Below are 22098 nucleotides of genomic sequence, written 5' to 3'. Positions count from 1 at the left end.
TCCGCGCGAAACCGCAGATTAAACCCGATCTCTACCCCGGATGCACCGACTCTGATACAACTAGAACAAGTTCTAGTTCTGTAGTTCGCGCATGGTGAGGAGACGCGGGTGGACTTTGCCCTGGACGGCACGGCGGTCGCGGTTCGCGACGTCGCGGAGGACGTGTTCGCACGACGGCAACCCGACTGGGAGTCGACCTTCGGGAGGCGGGATTCCGGTGACTCGGGTGCAGGCGATCAGGTCGGCGGCTTCGACGCCGAGACCTGGCAGGCACTCGTCGACGCCGGGCTCCTCGCGCTGCCGTTGCCGGCCGACCACGACGGTGACGAGATCGACGAGGCGGGACTCCTCCCGCTGTTCCGTCGTATGGGGCGCGCCGCCGCGGTGACCCCTGCACTGGGAACCCTCACCGCAGCGCTCGTCTTCGCCGAGGTCTCCGGGTCGGATGCGGACGTGTGGTCCCGGTGGGGTGAGGCCCTGACGGGTGGCCGCTGGGCCGCCATCGCGATCGGCGAACACGGCGACAACCTGACGCCGACCCCGCAGACCGGTGTCCGCGGCGGACGCCTCAACGGCACGAAGGTCGGGGTCCTGCACGCCGAGGGTGCCTCGGTCCTGCTCGTCACATCCGATGCCGGCGTCGTGGCCGTCTCGCCGACGGCCGACGGCGTCACGCTCACACGTACCCCGGCGTCGAGTGGCTGGGGCGAGTACACCGTGACCTTCGACGACGTCCCCGTCGACGACGCCGACGTCATCAGCCGCGAGCTCTCCGTCCTGCGTGACCGGTACCGGCTGGCACTGTGCGCCTACGCCGACGGACTCGTCGCCGGCGCGACCCGGCTCACCGCCGACCACGTCTCGACCCGCGAGCAGTTCGGCAAGCCCATCGCGCTGTTCCAGGCCGTCGGTCAGCAGCTCGCCGACATCTACGTGGTCGGACGGTCGATGGACCTGTCGACCACCGCCGCGGCCTGGCGGCTCTCCGAAGGCCTCGACGCGGCGACCGATCTCGGCGTCGCCGCCTACTGGCTGGCGGAGGAGATCCCGCCGACCCTGCGGACGATGACGCACCTGCACGGCGGCATCGGCGTGGACATCACCTATCCGTTGCACCGGTACTTCTCCATCGCCAAGGATCTCGCCCGCCTCGTGGGTGGTGCCGCCGTGCGACTGGACGAACTCGCCGACATCACCGAGGGCGCAGCCCCGGCCGACCGAGCACAGGGGTGAGCACGATGTTCATCGATCTGACGCCCGAACAGCGCGCGCTGCGCGAAGAACTCCGGGCATACTTCGCCGACCTCGTGACTCCGGAAGAAGCGGAGATCATGCTGACCGAGCGGCACGGACCGACGTACCGCAAGGTCATCAAGCGCATGGGCGACGACGGCCGCCTCGGTGTGGGCTGGCCGAAGGAGTTCGGCGGCAAGGGATTTGGTGAGATCGAACAGCAGATCTTCACCAACGAGGCCGTCCGCGCCGATGTCCCGCTGCCGTCGGTCACGCTCCAGACGGTCGGTCCGACCCTCCAGGTCCACGGCACCGAGGAGCAGAAGCGCAAGTTCCTGCCCGCGATCCTCGCCGGCGACGTGCATTTCGCCATCGGTTACACCGAACCCGAGGCCGGTACCGACCTGGCGTCGCTGTCCACGACGGCCGTGCTCGACGGCGACCACTATGTCGTCAACGGCCAGAAGATCTTCACCACCGGTGGCCACGACGCCGACTACATCTGGCTGGCCGTGCGGACCGACAAGGATGCGCCGAAGCACAAGGGCATCTCGATTCTCATCGTGGACACCAAGGATCCCGGATTCAGCTGGACGCCGATCATCACCGCCGACGGTGCCCATCACGTGAACGCCACCTACTACCAGGACGTGAAGGTCCCGGTCTCGATGCGCGTGGGTGAGGAGGGCGGCGGTTGGAAGCTGATCACCACCCAGCTCAACCACGAGCGGGTCATGCTCGGACCGGCCGGACGCATCGACGGCCTGGCGGCGCGGCTGTGCGCCTGGGCGCAGCGTCCGGGACCCGACGGCACCGTCATCGCCAAGCATCCCGACGTGCGTCGGGCACTGGCGACCATCGACGCCTACGGCCGGATCAACGAACTGCTCAACTGGCAGGTGGCCTCCACCGGTGAGGCGATCTCGATGGCCGATGCCGCGGCGACCAAGGTGTTCTCCACCGAGCGCATCCAGGCGGTGTGCCGCATGGCCAACGAGATCATCGGACGCTACGGCGATTTCACCGACCCCGAGACCGCTGCCCTCGTCGACTGGCTCGACGTGCAGCAGAAGCGTCATGTGGTCATCACCTTCGGCGGCGGTGTCAACGAGGTCATGCGCGACATGATCGCCACGGCCGGGCTCGGACTCCCGCGGGCCAAGCGATGAGCGCACCGGAGCTGACCCCCGAAGGGTTGGATGCAGACGAGGCCATTCGCGCTGCGGCGCAGGCGATCATGGACGACGGAGCGAGTGCCCCGGTGCGCGGGCGCGATCCCATCAACCAGCCGATGATCAACAACTGGGTCGAGGCGATGGGCGATGAGAACCCCATCTACGTCGACGACGCCGCGGCGCGTGCCGCCGGGCATCCGGGCGTCGTGGCGCCGCCGGCCATGGCCCAGGTGTGGACGATGCGCGGGCTCAACGGAACCCGCACGGCCGACGACCCGCTCGGGCGCGCGACGCAACTCTTCGACGACGCGGGCTTCACCTCGGTCGTCGCGACCAACTGCGACACCGTGTACCACCGCTACACCCGACCGGGGGAAGAGGTGTCGCTGTCGGCCGAACTCGTCGAGGTCGTCGGACCCAAGAACACCGCACTCGGCGAGGGCTGGTTCTTCACCACCCGCAATGTGTGGTCGGTGCCCGACGAGAACGGTGCAGCCGAGGTCGTCGCCGAGATGCGTTTCCGCATCCTGAAGTTCCGTCCGGCCGCAAAGAACTCTGCACCCGAACCGGTTTCGTCGGCACCTGATGATCTCGACCCGGCGAAGCTGCTCAAGCCGAGCGTCTCGCGTGACACGGCCTTCTTCTGGGAGGGTGTGGCCGCACATGAACTGCGCATCCAGCGAGACGGTGAGGGCGCTCTGCGCCATCCGCCGGTGCCGGCGACCTGGAAGCCGCGTGAGGCCGACGGGTCGGTGCCGGTCACCGATTACATCGTGGCGTCGGGCGCCGGGACCGTCTACAGCTATGTGGTCCACCGGGCGCCGAAGGTCCCCGGGCGGCAACTGCCGTTCGTCGTCGCGCTCGTGGAGCTCGACGAAGGCGTGCGGATGCTGGGTGAACTGCGGGGCGTCGCACCGGAGGAGGTCGAGATCGGGATGCCCGTGCGGGTGACCTTCCTGGACTTTCCCGCGCGTGACGAGGCGGGGACGCCGGCGTGGACCCTGTACGCGTGGGAACCGGCGAATCGAGAAGGAGAATCGTGACCAGCGTTGCCTCTCCGGCGATCAGCGTCGGAACCACATTGCCGCCCTTGGTCATCGACGCGACCCCGACCTTCGTCGTCGCGACGGCGGTCGCCACCCGCGACTTCCAGGACGTGCACCACGACCGCGACCTGGCGCAGGCAAAGGGGTCGAAGGACATCTTCGTCAACATCCTGACCGACACCGGTCTGGTGGAACGGTTCGTCACCGACTGGGCCGGTCCCACCGCCCGAATCCGGTCGATCGCACTGAAACTCGGTGTGCCGTGGTACGCCTACGATTCGGTCACCTTCACCGGTGAGGTCACCGAGGTGGCCGACGACGGCGTGCTGACGGTCGCTGTCACGGGAACCAATTCACTGGGCAAACATGTCATCTCGACCGTGACCCTCACCGTCGGTGAGGGTGCCTCGGATGCGACGCAGGGAGAGGGACGCTGATGGGCGGGCTGTCCGGACAGGCGGCGATCGCCGGGATCGGGGCCACCGAGTTCTCCAAGGATTCCGGTCGCAGCGAGCTGAGGCTCGCGGCCGAGGCGGTGTCGGCGGCGATCGCCGACGCGGGTCTCACCCCGTCCGACGTCGACGGCCTCGTCACGTTCACCATGGACACCAACAGCGAGATCTCGGTGGCCCGGGCCGTCGGAATCCCTGAGCTGACCTACTTCTCGCGGATCCACTACGGAGGCGGTGCCGCGTGTGCGACCGTGCAGCAGGCCGCGATGGCGGTGGCGACCGGGGTCGCCGACGTCGTCGTCGCCTACCGCGCGTTCAACGAACGATCGGGACTGCGCTTCGGACAGGTGAATTCGGCGGTCGCGAACCAGGAGAACTCCTCGGGCACCGAGAACGCGTTCAGCTACCCGCACGGCTTGTCGACGCCGGCCGCGTTCGTCGCGATGATCGCCCAGCGATACATGCACGACTACGGCGCCACCAGTGCGGATTTCGGCCGGATCGCGGTCGTCGACCGCAAACACGCCGCGGTCAATCCCGACGCCTTCTTCTACGAGAAGCCGATCACTCTCGAGGATCATCAGAACTCGCGGTACATCGCCGAGCCGTTGCATCTGCTCGACTGCTGCCAGGAGTCCGATGGCGGTGTCGCACTGGTGATCGTGTCGGCCGAGCGTGCCAAGGATCTGCCGAACCGGCCCGCCGTGATCTCCGCGGCGGCGGCCGGCTCCGCGGCGGACCAATACATCATGACCAGTTACTACCGCGACGAGCTGGCGTCGTTGCCCGAGATGGGTCTCGTCGGACGCCAGCTCTGGTCGCAGTCCGGCCTCCGTCCCGAGGACATGGACATGGCCGTCCTCTACGACCACTTCACGCCGTACACGCTGCTCCAGCTCGAAGAGCTGGGCTTCTGCGGACGCGGTGAGGCCAAGGACCTCGTTCGGGAGCCCGGGGCCCTGGAGGTGGGTGGCCGGCTGCCGCTCAACACCCACGGCGGCCAGCTCGGCGAGGCCTACATCCACGGCATGAACGGCATCGCCGAAGCCGTCCGCCAGCTCCGGGGCACCTCGGTCAATCAGGTCCACGGTGCCGAGAAGGTCGTCGTCACCGCCGGAACCGGAGTCCCCACAAGTGGATTGGTGCTGACCGCATGAGCGCCGATCCGAGCACCGAATCACGACTACTTCCGCAACAAGGAGCGCGCACGATGAAGTTCAACCTCGCCGATGTCTTCGAGACGGTCGCCGATTCGGTGCCCGAGCGGATCGCGCTCAGCTACCAGGGTCGCCAGATCAGCTACGGCGAACTCGACCGGCTCTCCAACCAGGTGGCACACCTGTTCGCGGGCGCCGGGATCGGCGCCTTCGACAATGTGGCCCTGTTCCTCAAGAACAGCGTCGAGCACGTCACCAGCCTGCTCGGTCTGCTGAAGGTCCGCGCCGTGCCGGTCAACATCAACTACCGGTACACCAACGCCGAACTCCAGTACATCTTCGACAACTCCGATTCGCGTGCGATCGTCGTCGAACTCCCCGAACATCAGCGCAGCGTCGCCGCGCTGCTCGCGGAGACCCCGACTGTCCGAACGGTGTTCGTGATCGGTGACGTTCTCGACGAACTGACCGCGGCCGCCGCCGACCTGCCCGACGGCCGCACGGTGGAGATCGTGTCCTTCGCCGACGCGGAGTCCAAGCCGGACAACCGTGACTTCGAACCGCGCAACGGCGAAGAGCTGTACCTGCTCTACACCGGTGGCACCACGGGCTACCCCAAGGGGGTCATGTGGCAGCACGACGACTTCTTCCGCAAGCCGCTCTCCGGTGGCAATCCCTACGGTGATCCCCGCAAGGACCTGGAGGAGATCGGCACGGCGGTCAAGGATTTCCCGTCCATCGCCTTCCTGCTGGCGGCCCCGCTCATGCACGGTGCGGCGTCGTACTCGCTGTTCACGTTCTTCACCCTCGGCGGTCGCCTGGTCATCCAGCGCGACTTCGACCCGGCGGCCATCGTCACCGAGGTCGAGAAGGAGAAGGTCAACATCGTCCTCATCGTGGGTGACGCCATGGGCATGCCGCTCGTGGAAGAACTGGAGAAGCGCAAGGACGACGTGGACCTGTCGTCGATGTTCTCCATCACCTCCGGTGGCGCCATCTGGTCGCAGCACGTGCGCGACCGCATGCTCGCCGTGAAGCCGGATCTGGTGCTGCGCGACAACTTCGGTGCGTCGGAGTCGGGCAACGACGGCGAGATCATGATGGACGACAACGGCAACCTGAAGGTGCCGCCGACCGATCGCATGATGGTCGTCGACGAGCGGCTCAACAAGATCGAGCCGGGGTCGGGCGACGTCGGGTACATCGCGCGCATCGGCAACGTGCCCCTCGGCTACTACAAGGACGACGAGAAGACCGCGAAGACCTTCCCGACACTGCCGGATGGCACCCGGATCTCGATCCTGGGGGACATGGGAACCGTCGAGGCCGACGGCTCGATCGTCTTCCTCGGCCGCGGCTCGCAGTGCATCAACACCGGTGGCGAGAAGGTCTACGCCGAAGAGGTCGAGGCCACGCTGCACGCGCATCCGGCGATCGCCGACGCGCTCGTGGTCCCGGTTCCCGACGAGAAGTACGGCCAGCGGGTCGCCGCGGTGATCGCGCTCGCGGAGGGTGCCGAAGAACCGTCGCTCGAGGCGATCCAGGATCACTGCCGCGAAACCCTCGCCCGCTACAAGGTCCCGCGCACCGTGGTCTTCGTCGACGAGGTCAAGCGCACGCCGGCCGGCAAGGCCGACTACCGCTGGGCCAAGGCGGAGGCGGCCAAGGAGAGCACCCCGGTCTGACCCGCTCCGCAAACCCACCCTTTTTCGGCAAACGCACCCCCTGATCAGGGGGTGCGTTTGCCGAAAAAGGGTGGGTTTGCGTGAGTTCATGTCATTTCACTTCAATCCCGCCTGGTCGAACTCGGCCTGCAGTCGCGGACGGTTACGGTTCTCCGTGCGTAGACGGTCGATCAGTTCGCTCACGGTGTTCGCAGCTGTGGTGCCTGCGGCGATGCGCCGCATGCGGGTGAGTACCCGGGTGGCCTGGCGGTAGTTGTGCGGGTGGGCGGTCGCCAGTCGTTTCTCGACGATGCTCTGCAGCGGACCGAGCACGGCGACCGGATCGATCGTCTCGTACGCGTTGACCAGCTCCAGCCAGACCTCCTCGTCGCCAAGCTTCGATGAATGGGCTTGCTGCCAAGCGGATTCCACGTTGCCGAGCGTTCGCAGGAGGAACAGGATCAGCTCGCGCGGTCGGTCGGCGAGTTTGGTGAGGACGTCGTCGGCGAGGTCGGGCCACTCGTCGCCGGCTGCCTCGTGCAGGTCTGTCGCAGTTGCGAAGGATGGCCAGCGGGCGAAGGTGTCGAGTCGGGTGGACAGCAATTCGGTGGGTCGGTGTTCGGATATCAGCTCCGACAGGTACCCCGCGGCGGCCTGGGATTGGAATCCAGAACCCAGATCGCTTGTTTTGCGCGCGTATTCGATGGCCAGGTCGATCTCGCCGATCTCGGCCAGCGCGATGGCCGTGTCCTGCAGGAATGCGGCGTTCGGTTGGTGGCGCGCGTGGGTGTCGATGATCTTGTCGACGTCACGATCGAGTACGGCCAGTCGCCTGTCGTTATGTGCGAGCGCGAACCTCGAGCGCCCGAATTCAGCCGCCCAGGGTCGCTCGGGATCGATCACCGGCGGCCCGAGCTCCTCGCGAATTTCCTCGAGCTCGGCCCGGTAGGCGGCGATCCCGCGCTCGCCCAATGCCGGCGCGTAGGCGACCGGGTCGATGGTGAAGAAGTCGCATTCGTTGTGGAACTGGAAGTCGACCATCCATTTGACCAGTTTCGACGGCGTGGGCCTCGCGTCGACGGCGACCTGCGGATGCAGCGCCAGCAGCCCCCGGATGGCGTCTCCCATGTAGCCGCTCGAATCGTCGGCGCGCATAATCAGCGTCGTTGCCGACGCGATCGCCTTCTGCGTCACCAACAGCACGTCCCGCGGGTCGGTGCCGGAGGCGGCGGCGGCCGCCAGTCGGTCGACAGCGACGGACATCTGCTTGCCGTGCGCGGTCGAGCCGCGTCGGTGAAGATCAGCCCGCGTGCGGATGAGCGGGAGGACATTGTCGGCGAGCTCGGACATACCCCATTGTGGCACCGCGGCCAGACGGGGTCGGAGCCGTCGTCTCCCCCCCCGGGTCCCAGCAGCGATGCTGTCATCGACTCTCTTCGCTGTCAGCGGTCGGTCGGTTTGGGGTAGGCGGTGCTGGCTCTGATCCACGGCGTGTGCCGGGCCTCGCGGCCGGCGGTGCGACACGATCACCCCGCTTGGTCGGGCTCACAGGCTCGGCGCGGGTGCCGCCTTGGTCTGGCCCGCTCTGCAAACCCACCCTTTTTCGGCAAACGCACCCCCTGATCAGGGGGTGGGTCTGCCGAAAAAGGGTGGGTTTGCAGGACTTCAGGTGAGTTGCAGGCTGACCCACAGCGCGAGCACCGCGACACCGAGTGTCGCCGGGACAGTGAGCGCGCCGAGCCGCAGGTACTCCCGCGAGGTCGGCGCCGCGACGTCGCGGTGCATGATGTCGCGCCACAGCAGGTTGGCCAGTGACCCGAAGTAGGCGAGGTTCGGGCCGATGTTAACGCCGAGCAGCATCGCCAGGACCAGGCCGGGATCGTGGGCGACCAGTGGGATCAGCAGCAGCGTCGCCGGGAGATTGTTGACCAGGTTCGCCAGCACCGCGGCGAGCACGGCCACAATCAGGATGCCGAGCAGTGTCGACGACGACGGGATGAGTCCGCCGATCCAGTCGCCGAGTGGACCGTTGCGGACCGGCAGGATGACGACGCCGAGCGTGGCGACGAAGCCCAGGAACGGGATGTTCACCGCGGTGATCGTGTTGCGCAGGGTGGGGACCGGGGAACGGAACAGTTCGGGCAGCGTGAACAGGACCGCCCCGACACCGGCGACCGCGGCGAGCGGCACACCGAACGGTTCGGCGACGACGAAGGCGACGAGCAGCACGGCCAGCGCGACCAGCAACAGTGTCGGTCGGTGAGCGTCCGGCCGGGGCTCGGCGTCCGCCTCCACCGGTGCGGACGTTCGCAGCTCATCGGCGAAATACCACCGGAAGATCAGGTATTCGACGACGATCGCGGCGACCCACGGCGCGAGCATCACGCCGGCGAATTGGATGAACCCGAGGCCGGCGGCGGAGAAGGCCAGCAGGTTCGTCAGGTTGGAGACCGGCAGCAGCGTCGACGCGGTGTTGGCCAGATGCGCATTGGCGAAGGCGATCGGCGTCACCCGCGCGCCGATGTGCCTCGCGGTGGCGACGGCGACGGGCGTCAGCAGGACGATCGTGGTGTCGAGGCTGAGGACGGCCGTGGTCACCGCCGCGGCGACGAACACGATGCGCAGCAGGCGATGCGGTGAGGATCGGCTCCAGTCGGCGAGCACCGTCCCGATCCAGGTGAACACGCCTTCGCGGGCGCACACGTCGGCGACGACCAGCATCGCGGCGAGGAAACCGATGGTCGGGGCCATGGTGGCGACCTCGTCGGCGGCCGCGTCGAAGTCGGTGAGTCCCAGCAGGATCAGGAGTCCGGCGACGGGTGCCGCCACCGCGACCGCCGGGACACGCTGCGCGCCAAGCGTTGCGATGATCACCACGACGAGGGCAGCAACGCTGACGATGCAGCCGGTGATGCTGTCCACGGTGAGCACCGCAAAAAGGGTACGCGCAGACAGGTTACGCGTCAGTCGCGGGCGAAGGTGTCGTCGCGGTCCGGATCGGGATCGTGGTCGCCGGTGCGGCTGGTGATGACGGGACCTTCGACGACGCGTCGCGGTGTGAGCCAGAGCAGCACCGCGGCGCTCACGAGCATGATGCCGCCGAGGATCAGTGACGCCTGTTCGAACGGGGCATCGAAGGCTGACTTGCTGCCCTCGGCGATCTTCTCGGCGAGCTCCGCGGACTGAGTGGAGAGTCTGTCGACGACGACGGTCGCCTCGGCGAGAGAACGCTCGATCAGCGTCCCGGCCTGTTCGGCCTGGGCGATGGTGGCCTGACCGCCCGTCGGGTCGCCCGCGGCGATCTGCTGTTGGCCGGCCGCGGTGAGCTGCTCGCGGGCGAGCTGTGCGGTGGGGCCGATCCGCGAGTTGTATCCGGCGGCGACGAGACTGCCGGCGATCGCGATGCCGATCGCGGCACCGATCTCGCGGGCGGTGTCGTTGATCGCCGATCCGACTCCCTGATTGTCCAGCGGGGTGTTGGACATGATCGCGGTGGTGGCCGGGGCCGAGGCCAGGCCGATGCCGATCGCGATGATCGCGAGCACGGCCGCCAGCGTCCAGTAGGTGTCCACATTGATCGAACCGAGCAGGACCAGTCCGACACCCGAGAGGAGTGCGCCACCGGCGATCACGAATTTCAGTGAATCGAGACGCACCGCCAGCCAGTTCGACACCAGCGAGAACACGCCGACGCCGGCGACGAAAGGCATGAGGGCCACCGCCGACTGCAGTGGCGAGTACCCGAAGACCAGCTGGAGGAGCTGAAGCACCAGATAGAACATGCCGAACGAGGCGAGGAACTGCACCGCGACCGACAGCGAACCCGACCCGAATGCCCGGTTGCCGAGTAGTCGCACATCGAAGAGCGGTGAGGCCGAACGCAGTTCGACGACCACGAACAGGGCGGCGAGGAGGATGCCGCCCACCAGGCAGGCGAGGACGAGAGGATCGGCCCATCCGCGGTGCGGAGCCTCCAGGAGGCCGAACACGACACCGGCGATCGCCAGCACCGAGCACGCCGTGCCGGGGAAGTCGAAGCGTCCGGGGTCGGTGTCCTTCGACGTCCCGATCGTGAAGCAGAGCGCCGCGGCGACCGCTGACGAGGCCGCGAACGTGATGAAGATCGAATGCCAGGAGAAGAACTCGAGGAGCAGTCCGGTCACGAGGAAACCGGCGATCGCGCCGCCGCCGGCGATGGCCGACCAGATGCTGATCCCGATGGCCCGTTGCCCGTCGGGCATGCCGGAGGTGATGAGCGACAACGTCGTCGGCATGATCAGCGCGGCCGCCGCACCGGCGAGACAGCGGGTGATGATCAGCTGCGTCGGCCCGTCGACCCAGATCGCGGCGAGGGAGGCGAGACCGAAGAGGATGAGCCCCACGATGAGGACCTCACGCCGGCCGAACCGGTCACCGATCGCTCCGGCGGGCAACAACAGCGCGGCGAGCGCGAGCGTGTAGCCGTCGACGATCCAGGTCATCTCGCCCGAGTCGGCGCCGGTGTCGATCGCGATGTCGGGCAGCGCGGTGTTCAGGGCCGCCATGGCGGCGACGACCATGCTCACCGACAGACAGGCGACGAGTACGAGCCAGGCGGAGCGGGCATCCATCCGGATGCCGTTCAGCAGTTTCATGTTTCGCCCCCGATTTCGTTGTCTGGCTCGTAGGATCGCAGGGTTGCCGACCGCCGTGTTGCGGTTTCGTTATCGCGACACGCGTGGGGGGAACCACCGCAACGTGGGTAACTTATGACACATTTATCACTGCAGTACCAGAACCGGACGACTCTCTTCCGGTCGGTGAACCGCAGACCGTACTGGTCGATGTTGGCCCCGGATAATCGAAAGTGGTGACAGGTCATGGCCTCACCCCACATCGCGTCGAACCCCGTCGCGTCCGCCACTGCAGTACCCAGTACCGGCGCGACCCCGATCGCTTCCACGAACAGCGCCGATGTCCCGCCTGCGCGCCTGCACATCTGGCGTGTGCTGTCGATGCTGGCGGCGCTCATCGGCGTCATCGTGACGCTCGTCGTCATCGCGTCGTCGGCGGTGTGACCGCCGACGACGCGAGACCGGCTGACTACCGGACGTGCTTCTCGATGGCAGCGCCGAGTCGCGGCAGAGCCGCGACCACATAGTTCTTGGCCTTCCCGCGCAGCGAGTTGTAAGCCTTCGCGAGCGCGGGCCTGGCCGAATCGGCCTGCCCGTCGGTGACTGCCAGCAGTGCCTCGGCAGCGGCGTCGCCGTTGGCCGAGAGATGATCGCCGAAAGCGACTCCGGCGGGCTTCGAATCCCAGAACGGCGCGAGGGCCGTCAGGAAGTCCTCGGCCAGCTGGTCCGTGGCGCTGCGGACAACACCCGGCTTCACCTTCTGCACCGCCGAGTAGGCGGCCTTCACAGCGGCGCCGCTCAGACCCGACTGGTCGGCCACCTCGGCATCGATGACACCGACCAGGTCGGTCACCAGTGCGCTGCGGTTGTCGGCGAGTAGGGGCGTCAGCGAATCGCTCATGCGGTCTCCTTGGGGATATGCGACGTAGTACACGCGGACCGGCTCCCGGTCCGAGTTCGTAGCGTACTGGCCCCCGGTGACCGCCGGGTGAGTCAGTTACGGGTGCACACCACATTGGCGAGGGCCTTCGCGCCCTCTCGCTCGACGACGGAGGCGGTGGCCAGCAGGCGGGCGCCGTCGTCCCACACGGCGACCTCGAGGGTCTCGCCGGGGAAGACGACGCCGGCGAACGACGCGGAGAACTCCGCGACGGCGGCGACGTCACCACCGAGCAGTTCGTCGGCGATCGCCCGGGCGACCGTGCCGTAGGTGCACAGGCCGTGCAGGATCGGACGCGGGAAACCTGCGCGCGAGGCGAATTCGGGATCCGAGTGCAAGGGATTGCGGTCGCCGCACAGACGGTAGATCAGCGCCTGGTTGGGTAGCGTCGGGATGCGCAGGCGGTGGTCGGGTTCTCGGTCGGGGTACTCGACCTTCTCGGACTGCCCGCGCTCACCGCCGAAGCCGCCCTCATCCTTGGCGAAGATCGACGACCGTGCGGTCCACAGCGTCTGCCCGGCGTCGTCGGTGGTCACCGACTCCTGGATGATGACGGCGGCCGAACCCTTGTCCTGGACCTCGGCGATGCGGGTACGGGTGGTCGCCTTGCCGCTCGGAGGAAGCGGACGGTGCGCGGTGACCTTCTGACTTCCGTGGACGACCTTCGCGAGGTCGATGTCGACGCCCGGGAAGGAGACCTTCGGCGGTTCGGTGGTGTGGAAACCGGCGGCGACGGTCGCGAAGGTCGGCAGGACCTTGGGCGCCGAATCATGGACATAGGCCAGCGATTCGGTGTTCATCGGGTCGGTCGCGGCCCCCACGGCGAGGTGGTAGAGCGCGATATCCGATGCCGACCACTCGAACGAGACCTCGGGCAGTTCCGCTCCGACGGCGACGGCGGGATCGATCGGCATGGTTCAGGCTCCTGTCTGGGACGTCGGGGTGGTGGCCGAGGCCTTGGCGGCGATGTCGCTGGCGGCGAGGTAGCCGAAGACGATCGCGGGGCCGATGGTGGCGCCGGGACCGGCGTAGGTGTGGCCCATCACCGGGGCGCTGGTGTTGCCGGCGGCGTACAGGCCCTCGATGACCGACCCGTCGGCGCGGAGTGCGCGACCCGCGGCGTCGGCGTTGATGCCGCCCTTGGTGCCGAGGTCACCGGGAACCATCTTGACCGCGTAGAACGGGCCCTTGCTGACCTCGCCGAGGCTCGGGTTGGGCTTGTTGGTGATGTCTCCGTAGTAGTGGTCGTAACCGCTTGCGCCACGGCCGAAGTCCTCGTCGACGCCGTTGCGGGCGAAGCCGTTGAAGCGTTCGGTGGTCTCGACGAGCGACTCGGCGGGGACACCGATCTTCTCGGCGAGCGCGGAGATGCTGTCCGCCTTCACGACGACGCCCGACTCGTACCACTTCTTCGGAAGCGGCTGGCGCGCAGTGATACCGGCGAAGAGGTAGCGGTTGCGGCACCGCTGGTCGAAGATCAGCCACGACGGCACGTTCTCGCCCGGGCCCTCGCCGTGACCGAACTCGCCGCCGTACATCTGGTGCACCGCTTCGACATACGGCAGCGACTCGTTCATGTAGCGCTTGCCGCGGGTGTTGACGATGAAGGTGCCGGGCACCGACCGTTCCGACAGCGCGAACCACGGTCCGCGCGGCAGCGGGATCGTAGGGCCCCACCAGGCGTCGTCCATCAGCGAGACGGCGGCACCGATCTTGAGCCCGGCGTTGATGCCGTCGCCGGTGTTGCTCGGTGCGCCGGTGGTCCAGTCGGCACCGATCGGCTCGCGCTGGTACTTCTTGCGCATCTCCTCGTTGTGCTCGAAACCGCCGCAGGCGAGGATCACGCCGTGGCACGCGCGGATCTCGAATCGCTTGCCCTCGGACTCCGCGATCACGCCGACGACCCGGCCGTCCTCGGTGATGAGGTCGGCGAGGCCCGTGTTGAGGCGCAGCGGGACCCCGGCCTCGCGCACGCCGATGAGGAGTTCGGCGGCCAGCGCCGCACCCATCGCGATGAGCTTCTTGCCACGGCTGCGAGCCCAGAAGAACCGGCTGCCGACCTTGGCCATGCGCAACGGTCCCCGCCAGTGCCGCAGGCCGGTGTTGAGCCAGCGGTAGTCGGACTGCAGCACGACCATGTTCAGCGGCGCCTTGGTGTACTGCGGGTGCAGCGTCTTCAGGTCGTCGCCGAGGCGGCGCGCGTCGAACGGCCGCGGCTCGATCGACCGGCCGCCGAGGCGTCCGCCGGGGGCCTCGGGGTAGTAGTCCGAGTAGTTCTTCACCCACTCGAGGTCGAGGGGTGCGTGCTCGAGGAGGAAGTCGAGGGCCTCGGGTCCGCGATCGATGTAGGCGTCGATGCGGTCGGCCGGTGCGTGCTCGCCGATGATCGCGTGCACGTACTCGCGCGCCTTCTCGGGCGTATCGCTGACGCCGTCGCGTTTGAGCACGGAGTTGTTGGGGATCCAGACGCCGCCGCCGGACCGGGAGGTCGAACCGCCCCAGTAGGGCGACTTCTCGATCAGGACCGTGTTCAGGCCCTTGCGGGCCGCGGTGATCGCGGCGCTCAGGCCCGCACCACCTGCGCCGACGACGACCACGTCGTAGGTCTCGGGTTCGGTGCTGGTCTGTTGTGGATCGGACGAGCCGGCCATGGGGTCCCCTTCGTGCGCGCAGCTGGAACGTGTTCTACCTGAATTAGAACACGTTACAGAAATGGGGCGCCAGGGGTGGGCGGGTGCAACCGGCGGTCACCATGCGTAAACGGTGCGGAAACGAGTAGTCCGGTACTCGTGTCGACGTGGTGGGGGAGGCGGACCCTGGGATTCACAGACCACTTCCTCCAGGAGAGGCGAGGCTGCCGTGACCATCGACGACAGGACCACCCCCGCGCGCACGCGTGCCGCGGTACAGAGCCCACCGGTCCCGACAACCACCCGCAAGGTGCTGCGCGTCGCCCTGGCGATGCGTGGCGGGGTCAGCATGGCTGTCTGGATCGGAGGGGCGGTCGCCGAACTCGATCTCCTACGGCGCGTGAGCCTGGGCAAGGAACGATGTGCCTGCGACCGCTGGCCGCCGCGGTCGTCGGAGTGCGATCGCTCGGCGACACCTCGGCAGAAGCGGGCGCACCTGTACCGGCGGAGGCTCACGGCCGCGGGATACACCGAGGTGGAGTTCGACATCCTCGCCGGAGCCAGCGCTGGCGGCCTCAACGCGGTGCTGTTCGCACTCACGCAGAGCTTCGGTTACTCCACTGATCACATCGTCAGCAAGACCTGGCGCACCGACGGTGATCTGTGGGACCTCGTCCGTGAGCCGGGTCGGGGCGCGGTCCCGTCGATCCTGATGGGTGACGGCCGGCTTCTCCAGGTGGCGGAGAAGGCGGCGACCGAGATCGCCCATGGGCCGACCGACAAGACCAGGGGTGCTGCCGGGGAGTGGGCCGCGGCCGAGTCGGTGACAGTCGAACTCGCCGCGACCCTGCTCACCGAAGAGGAGCAGCCGGAGATCGGAAACCGCGCGTCCTTCACCTTCGCGCGACGCCCCGGCGGCCTGGCCTCGCGATACTCGACGATTCCCGGCAACCGGGACGGCGAGGCAGCGCCGAGTCCCGGACTCGAGCTCGGCCGGATGGCGCTGGCGGCCCGCGCGACCTCGTCCTTCCCCGGTGCCTTCGAGCCCGCGGCCATCCACTCGGTGACCGGCGCGCCGGAATCGATTCCGGAGGAGCCGGACCGGGTGAGCGCATCGGCGAAGACCGCCCCGACGAAGACGGCATGGTGGGCGAGGATCTGGGAGAAGCTGACGCGGAAAACGTCGACAGCCGTTGAATCGGAGCCGCCGCCGGTCCTCAACATGGCCGACGTCTTTCCGTTCGCCCGCGGGCCCGGGACGCCGGACCGTCTCGGCCAACCCGATGCGGCGTTCCGTGTGATCGACGGCGGCGTCTTCGACAACATCCCGATCGATCGGGCCCTTCGTGCGGTCCAACGCGCGTCCGCCGCCAGTTCTTCACGCCGCGTCCTGCTCTATCTCGATCCGCAACCTCCGCGGAAATCGCTGTCGCGCATGGAAGCTCACATGAAGTCGGACGGCAAGAAAGGCGGCGGCAAGCCGGGCTCGTCGAACTCCTCTGACACCTCCGACGCCGGTACGGGCTGGCTTGCGGTCATCCGCAGCGCCGGCGCCCTGCAGAAGCGTGTGGAGAGTGCCGACGACGAGATCGACGAGATCCGCTGTCACAACGAAGGTGTGCTCGGATCGACGTCGCGACAGCGCGAACTCGCCGCAACACTGAAAGCGGTCCTCGAAGCCGGGCGGGAGGTGAGGGATGTACCGGTGAAGGACTACTTCCTGGCCCGCGCGGGTGCGGACGTCGACCGGCTCAGCGAACTGATCGTCGACCCGGCCCGATCGATGAGCCAGCCTCCGCACACTTCGCGGCCGTACCCGCACGTCGACCGGGTTACCGCGCTCGAGCTCGGACAGACGGTCAGGACCGCGTACGAGCAGATCGCGACGAGCGCCGATTCCGCTACCGCGCTGGTGCTTTCGCAGGGTGACGTCGGTGCGGCCATCGGGGGAGTCCGTCTCCTCATCGCCTGGGTCCAGAATCTGCAGGCACTCGAAGTCTGTGCCCGGAAGCCGGAAGCAATTCCTCTCCGGACTCTCAAGCGGGGCCTCTACAGATGTCTGACCGTCCTGATCGAGGCGCGTCGAATCACCGTCGACGACCTACTCGTCTCCGGTGCGCCCGGTGACAGGGTTGATTGCCGAGGTATTTTGGAGCGAATCGTCGGTGGCATCGTGAACCAGTCGACATTGGCGTTGAGTCCGGACGTGGACCGCGCGATCACTCCGGACGGCTCGGCAGCGGTGAAGGAAGAGGACTTCTACGCGTATCTCGCGCCGGCGAACACCGGCGACGACGGGCGGGGTGTGCGGCTGGACGCGAGCAATCGCGGACTCGCGAAGATCTGGGACGCACTCAACGGGTACCGAGATCGAATCCTCGAGTGGTCGGTTCCGGAACCGCAGCCCGGTCCGGACGCGGAACGCTGGTCCGGCTCGATCTATCCGCTGCTACACACCGGACTGGTGGTCGACGAGGGCAATCCGGTCTACGGATTGGTCCGACGAGTCGGTACCGCGGCGATCCCGGGCACGACCTCGACCATCGGCTTCCTCCGGATCACCGGGGACACCCGGTCAGGCATCCTCGACGAAACGCTCAAGCGGGAAGGGCGCGAGGTCGAGTACGAGCAGCTGGCCGAAATCCGTTCCACCGCAAACGCTGCCCAGCTGCAGCAATGGATCCGCGGCGACACCGACCCGGCCGACCTCCCGGAGGACGGACTGCGTGACGTGGTCGAGGAGACGTCGACGCTCGCTCGCGCCGACACCCGGCTCCAGGGGACAGGACTTGCCCGCTTCGCCGGCTTCCTGAGTGGCAACTGGCGTGAAAACGACTGGCATTGGGGAAGGCTCGACGCATCCGCCGGCATCGTGAACATGCTCGCCGAGATTCCCGAGGCAACCGACATGCCACTGGATCACACCGACCCGGATCTCGTCGCCACGCTGCAAAGCGAGGTCATGCGCGAACCGGCGGGGGACAAGTCGCAGACGAGTGTGGGTGAGCGCCTGCGTGAGACGGGTGGCCAGACGCTGGCGAACCTGCCGATCCTCTACCGGTTCGGGCTCGTGTCGCGGGTGCTTCCGATGGTCCTGCGTGCCCTCTGGCCGTCGGGGACATCGAGCGCATCCGTCACGGGTGTCCTCACCAGGATCGGTCTGGTCGCGGTCCGGCCGATGCTACCGATCGCGGCGCTCGCGGTGGACGCCGTGCGTCTGGTGACCGCCCTGGTCCTCGTGGTTCTGGCATCGGCGCTGTTGGGTACGGGGCGCACCGTGGTCGGTGTGCAGATCGCCGTCATCGCCGTCATCGCGGGACTCGGTGCTTTCCTGATCTACCGTGCGAGCACCGCGCTACGGAGGTGGCGTCAGGTTGACGACTTCTTCCGCGACAGGGGTAACCCACGTGGCACCGAGGATGACGAGGCCGGGCGGACAACGGACGCGAAAGCCGTTGGGAAAGAGACAGAGAAGGCCGGGGTCGGGTTTGCCGACGAGCGATGCAAGCTCTGGTCGGACACCCTGGCGGCCAGCCGGAAACCCGCCCGCCGGTTCATCCACCTCGCGATGTTCGCCGGGGTCCTGGCGCTGAGCGTGGCGGTGGTGTGGGCCGTGTGGTCGATCGTCGACGGGGTACCTGCCCTCGGTGTGGAATCGCTCGTGCTGTCGGTGGCGCTTTTCGCGGGCCTGGTGTGGTGGTGCAATCGCGGGGCGCAGACGGTCCGAACGAAGCCGCTGCGGCCCAACGGGGTGCGAGGCACTCTGATCTGCGCGTCGGTGGCCGGCTATGCCGCGGTTTTTGTCCTGACCTGGTTCTCGGTCCGTGACGACGGTAGTTCGATGATGACGGATTCGGCGGCTTCGGAATGGTTGCGACGGCCGGGCGTCGCCGGGATCGTCGCTGCCGCCACGGTGCTCCTGCTGACGTTGCTGTCCCTGTGGGGCTGGGCAAGGTGGCCACACATCATCGGCTGGGCAGCGGTGTGGGCGGTCGTGGCCGGGGTTGCGCAGGCGGGACTCGAGTCCAGGTGGCAGTCGCCCCTGCTCGATCTCCTACCCGTGGTGGTGTGGGCCGTCGGCGTGGGTGCGGTCCTGCAGTGGGTGGAACCCGAGGAGCTCGAGGAGGTCCTCGAGCGGTCCAGATTCCAGCAGGTTCGGTCATGAGTCCTGTGCGACGATCACGTCCCACGGGTCGGCGCCGCCGTCGAGGATCTCTCCGGCCAACGATGCAGCCCAATCCTGTTCGGTGCCATACCTATCCGTCCAGGTCCACAGCGCCGAGGTGAACCGTCCCAGGCTGTGCTCCGAGGTGAAGCCGATCGCGCCGTGGATCTGGTGTCCTGCGGATGCGACCTCGGTGGCGTAGCGCGAGGTCACGATCTTGGCTGCGGCAATCGCGGTGCGGGCTGCGGCCGGGTCACCCGACGCCGCTTCGGTGGCGGCTCGTGCGGCCGTCTCCATGAGCGTGGTCTGGGCGGCCATCTCGGCCAGCCGCTGCTGGATGGCCTGGAACTTCGCCAGGGGCCGCCCGAACTGCGTGCGTTCGGAGGCGTAGCGGACCGTGCGCTCGCGGACCTCGCGAGCGGCCGCGGCGAGGGCGACGGCATAGGCGAGTGCACCGCGTCGACGCAGGTCCTCGATCCCGACCGGGGATGGCGCGGAGAACGACGCCTCGGCATCACGAAAGACGATGTCGCCGTATGAGACTCCTTGCATGTCTGTCGCGACCTCGACCTCGACGCCTGGTGCCTCGAGTGTGACGACTGCGACCAGCGGACCGTCAGGGGTCGTCGTCAGGGCCACGACGATGTCCGCCCCGTCGATGTGTGGAATTCCGGTGGCGTTGCCCGACAGCAGGATTCGATCTCCGTCGGTGCGGATGGTCCCATCGTCGATCAGGGCAACCGTCGCCGTGGTGCCTTCGAGTGAATGTCCGACGCTGCCCGCCAGCCACGACGCGAGCAGTGCGTGTTCGAGGTACGGGGTGACGGCCCCGGCCTCGGTGAGGGAATCCAGAACGGCGAGTGCATCGCCGAGTTCGCCACCGTGTCCGCCGGCCTCCTCGGGAACGTCGACGCCGGTGAACCCGGCGTCGACGACGGCGTCCCACACGGCGGCGTCGGGTGCGGTGATCGGTGTCTGCGTGTCGACCGGGATGCGGGCGAGCATCGCGGTGACGGTCGCTCGGAGTTCGGCGGCGATGTCGGTCATCGTATCCCCAGTCCGCGCGCGACGATACCGCGCAGGATCTCGTTGGTTCCGCCGCGAAGCGTGAACGCCGGTGTGTGCAGAACGGATTGGGCCAGGAGGCGTTCGAGATGTGTGCCGCCTTCGCGGCGCGGCACGATGCCGGAGGCGTCGCGGACGGCCGTCACCAGGTCTCCCTCGAATGTCGAACCGAGATCCTTGACCATCGCGGCGAGCACATCGGGTTGTCCTCCGGCCGAGAGCTCACGCGCCACCTGCAGCGACATCTGACGCAAGGCCCACGCCTGCGCCGTCAACCGACCCAGGGTCACCCGCTGGTTCGCAGTGGCTCCCTGCTCGCGGAGATGCCCGGTCCAGGCGCGCAGGAGCGGCAGCGTGGTGAGATAGCGCTCCGGTCCCGAACGTTCGAAGGCCAACTCGCTCATCACCTGCTGCCACCCGTGGCCGCGGCGACCGAGCAGCGCCGACGAGTCGACGACCGCGTCGTGGAAGACGACCTCGTTGAAGTGGGCCTGCCCGTCGATGCTCCGGATCGGCCGGATCTCGATGTCGGGATGGGGGAGGTCGACGACGAACTGCGAAAGTCCCTGCTGCCGATCGTCGGCGGTGCCGTCGGTGCGGGCGAGCAGCACCATCGCGTGGGCGATGTGGGCACCGGTCGTCCACACTTTGGTGCCGCTGATCGTCCACGAGTCGCCGTTGTCGGTGGCCCGGGTCCGGACCCCGGCCAGGTCGGAGCCCGCGTCGGGTTCGCTCATGCCGATCGCGAAGTAGACCGTGCCCGCGGAGACCCGGGGATGTAGCGGCGTCGCTGCTCCTCGGTCCCGTTGGCCAGGATGCCCGGTGCCATCTGCCGGTCGGCGATCCAGTGCGCGGCGACCGGCGCACCGTGCGCGAGCATCTCCTCGGTGATTACGAACCGCTCGACCGGGGTTCGTCCTCGTCCGCCGTATTCGGTCGGCATCGTCATGCCGAGCCAGCCGCGTTCGCCGAGCCGACGGCTGAACGCGGGGTTGAAACCCGTCATCCAGCTGTCGACGTCGGGAGTGAAGGCACCCGAATCGATTTCGGCGCGGAGGAACTCGCGGACCTCGGCGCGCAGCGTCGCGAGCTGATCGTCGGTCACGAGCGGCCGGGTCCCCGCGACGACCAGTTCTGGCCCTTGCGGGCCATCGACCACATCTGGGTACCGCGTTCGATCTCGATCGCCGAATCCCAGGTCACCGCGGGCGGACCGAGCTCGAGGCGCACGCTCGACATGACCTTGCGGGTCAGCTCGGGGTCGCGGGCGGCGGGACCGGTGAGGCCGTCGACGATCGCGGGGATCTCCTCGGCCGGGGCCGCGGTGTACGCGAGTCCCCGGACGACCGCTTCGTCGCCGGTGAGCGACTGTCCGCAGGCGGCGAGCGCGATCGTGTTGGCGCGCCCGACAACGCGGTTCAGCAGCGTCAGGTGACCGCCGCCGGGATGGATGCCACGGGCGAGGAAGCCGCTGTCCAGAACCGCGTCCGGGGTGGTGACGAGCAGGTCGACGGCCAGGGCGAGGTTGAGACCGGCGCCGACGGCCCCGCCCACCACGACGCCGATGGTGGGAACCGGGAGGGAACCGACACGGACGAACGCCGCGTACACGGCCGACAGTTGCTTCACCGACTCCGGCGCCGCGGGATCCGCTGACGCACCGGCGAGGATGCGGGTGTCGGCACCGCTGCAGAAGTAGGAACCGGCGGCGTCGACGACCACCGCGCCGATGGTCTCGTCCGCGTCCACCTCGTCGCAGAACCGTTCGATCGCGGCGGCCATCTCGAGTGTGATCGCGTTCTTGCGGCGCGGATTGTTGAGCGTCAGCCTGCCGACGCCGCCGTCGAACGAGGTGAGGACGGCATCGCCGGCGTCGGAGACTTCGTGGTTGGGGGCGTCGGTGCTCATGAAGAGAACGGTAGTCGCCCGCAGGTTGCTCACGGCGGTGCCACGCGAAT

At 67.9% G+C, this 22098-nt stretch carries 16 protein-coding genes and 1 pseudogene; 8 read left to right on the top strand and 9 right to left on the bottom strand.

Going from position 1 to position 22098, the window contains the following annotated elements:
- Positions 1 to 108 precede the first annotated feature (108 nt).
- From BLU62_RS19115 to BLU62_RS19090, 6 genes are read left to right on the top strand one after another with little or no spacing between them, the layout of a single operon-like run.
- Entirely contained in the window at positions 109 to 1233 is a 1125-nt protein-coding gene (locus tag BLU62_RS19115; protein ID WP_074851380.1) for an acyl-CoA dehydrogenase family protein, read from the top strand.
- A 5-nt stretch (positions 1234 to 1238) separates the two neighbouring features.
- Positions 1239 to 2402: an acyl-CoA dehydrogenase family protein gene (locus tag BLU62_RS19110; RefSeq protein WP_074853023.1), complete on the top strand. Its 1164-nt coding sequence runs from the start codon at positions 1239 to 1241 to the stop codon at positions 2400 to 2402.
- A complete protein-coding gene (locus BLU62_RS19105; RefSeq protein WP_074851378.1) occupies positions 2399 to 3451 on the top strand; it encodes a bifunctional MaoC family dehydratase N-terminal/OB-fold nucleic acid binding domain-containing protein in 1053 nt (350 codons plus the stop codon). Before BLU62_RS19110 ends, BLU62_RS19105 begins: the two co-directional genes overlap by 4 nt.
- Entirely contained in the window at positions 3448 to 3891 is a 444-nt protein-coding gene (locus BLU62_RS19100) for a MaoC family dehydratase (RefSeq protein WP_074851377.1), read from the top strand. Before BLU62_RS19105 ends, BLU62_RS19100 begins: the two co-directional genes overlap by 4 nt.
- On the top strand, positions 3891 to 5063 hold the full coding sequence (locus tag BLU62_RS19095) for a lipid-transfer protein (RefSeq protein WP_074851376.1): 1173 nt from the start codon (positions 3891 to 3893) through the stop codon (positions 5061 to 5063). Before BLU62_RS19100 ends, BLU62_RS19095 begins: the two co-directional genes overlap by 1 nt.
- Positions 5064 to 5116: 53 nt before the next feature.
- Positions 5117 to 6748, top strand: a complete 1632-nt coding sequence (locus BLU62_RS19090; RefSeq protein WP_074851374.1) for an acyl-CoA synthetase — start codon at positions 5117 to 5119, stop codon at positions 6746 to 6748.
- Positions 6749 to 6844: 96 nt separating this feature from the next.
- Here the strand turns inward: BLU62_RS19090 and BLU62_RS19085 are convergent, their stop codons facing one another.
- From BLU62_RS19085 to BLU62_RS19075, 3 genes are all read right to left on the bottom strand, one after another.
- The gene (locus BLU62_RS19085; RefSeq protein WP_342028645.1) at positions 6845 to 8215 is read right to left on the bottom strand and encodes a DUF6880 family protein; all 1371 of its coding nucleotides are present in this window, start codon (positions 8213 to 8215) and stop codon (positions 6845 to 6847) included.
- Between the two features lie 177 nt (positions 8216 to 8392).
- On the bottom strand, positions 8393 to 9658 hold the full coding sequence (locus tag BLU62_RS19080; protein WP_074851372.1) for an SLC13 family permease: 1266 nt from the start codon (positions 9656 to 9658) through the stop codon (positions 8393 to 8395).
- A gap of 32 nt (positions 9659 to 9690) precedes the next feature.
- Positions 9691 to 11361, bottom strand: a complete 1671-nt coding sequence (locus tag BLU62_RS19075) for an MFS transporter (RefSeq protein ID WP_074851370.1) — start codon at positions 11359 to 11361, stop codon at positions 9691 to 9693.
- Positions 11362 to 11586: 225 nt separating this feature from the next.
- Here BLU62_RS19075 and BLU62_RS19070 point away from each other — a divergent pair, with 225 nt between their 5' ends.
- A complete protein-coding gene (locus tag BLU62_RS19070; RefSeq protein ID WP_074851368.1) occupies positions 11587 to 11784 on the top strand; it encodes a hypothetical protein in 198 nt (65 codons plus the stop codon).
- A gap of 25 nt (positions 11785 to 11809) precedes the next feature.
- Here BLU62_RS19070 and BLU62_RS19065 read toward each other — a convergent pair whose 3' ends face one another.
- The 3 genes from BLU62_RS19065 to kstD form a co-directional block, all read right to left on the bottom strand.
- Positions 11810 to 12241, bottom strand: coding sequence for a DUF6918 family protein (locus BLU62_RS19065; RefSeq protein ID WP_074851366.1), 432 nt, complete (start codon positions 12239 to 12241; stop codon positions 11810 to 11812).
- Positions 12242 to 12333: 92 nt separating this feature from the next.
- On the bottom strand, positions 12334 to 13194 hold the full coding sequence (locus tag BLU62_RS19060; RefSeq protein ID WP_074851364.1) for a MaoC/PaaZ C-terminal domain-containing protein: 861 nt from the start codon (positions 13192 to 13194) through the stop codon (positions 12334 to 12336).
- A 3-nt stretch (positions 13195 to 13197) separates the two neighbouring features.
- Positions 13198 to 14931 carry a 3-oxosteroid 1-dehydrogenase gene (kstD, locus tag BLU62_RS19055; RefSeq protein WP_074851361.1) on the bottom strand — a complete coding sequence of 578 codons (1734 nt, stop codon included), beginning with the start codon at positions 14929 to 14931 and terminating at the stop codon, positions 13198 to 13200.
- A gap of 208 nt (positions 14932 to 15139) precedes the next feature.
- Here kstD and BLU62_RS19050 point away from each other — a divergent pair, with 208 nt between their 5' ends.
- Complete coding sequence (locus tag BLU62_RS19050; RefSeq protein ID WP_074851359.1) at positions 15140 to 19075, top strand: DUF3376 domain-containing protein; 3936 nt, start codon at positions 15140 to 15142, stop codon at positions 19073 to 19075.
- Here BLU62_RS19050 and BLU62_RS19045 read toward each other — a convergent pair.
- The 3 genes and pseudogenes from BLU62_RS19045 to BLU62_RS19035 form a co-directional block, all read right to left on the bottom strand.
- Positions 19070 to 20122: an acyl-CoA dehydrogenase family protein gene (locus BLU62_RS19045; protein WP_074851357.1), complete on the bottom strand. Its 1053-nt coding sequence runs from the start codon at positions 20120 to 20122 to the stop codon at positions 19070 to 19072. The two genes, BLU62_RS19050 and BLU62_RS19045, sit on opposite strands and share 6 nt — an antisense overlap.
- Positions 20119 to 21245, bottom strand: a pseudogene (locus BLU62_RS19040) (acyl-CoA dehydrogenase family protein). The gene BLU62_RS19045 and the pseudogene BLU62_RS19040 overlap by 4 nt, the downstream one beginning before the upstream one ends.
- Complete coding sequence (locus BLU62_RS19035) at positions 21242 to 22048, bottom strand: enoyl-CoA hydratase-related protein (protein ID WP_074853021.1); 807 nt, start codon at positions 22046 to 22048, stop codon at positions 21242 to 21244. Before BLU62_RS19035 ends, BLU62_RS19040 begins: the two are co-directional and overlap by 4 nt.
- Positions 22049 to 22098 lie beyond the last annotated feature (50 nt).

The organism is Gordonia westfalica, assembly GCF_900105725.1.
Taxonomy (GTDB): Bacteria; Actinomycetota; Actinomycetes; order Mycobacteriales; family Mycobacteriaceae; genus Gordonia; species Gordonia westfalica.
This window is presented reverse-complemented; position numbering and strand designations above follow the sequence as displayed.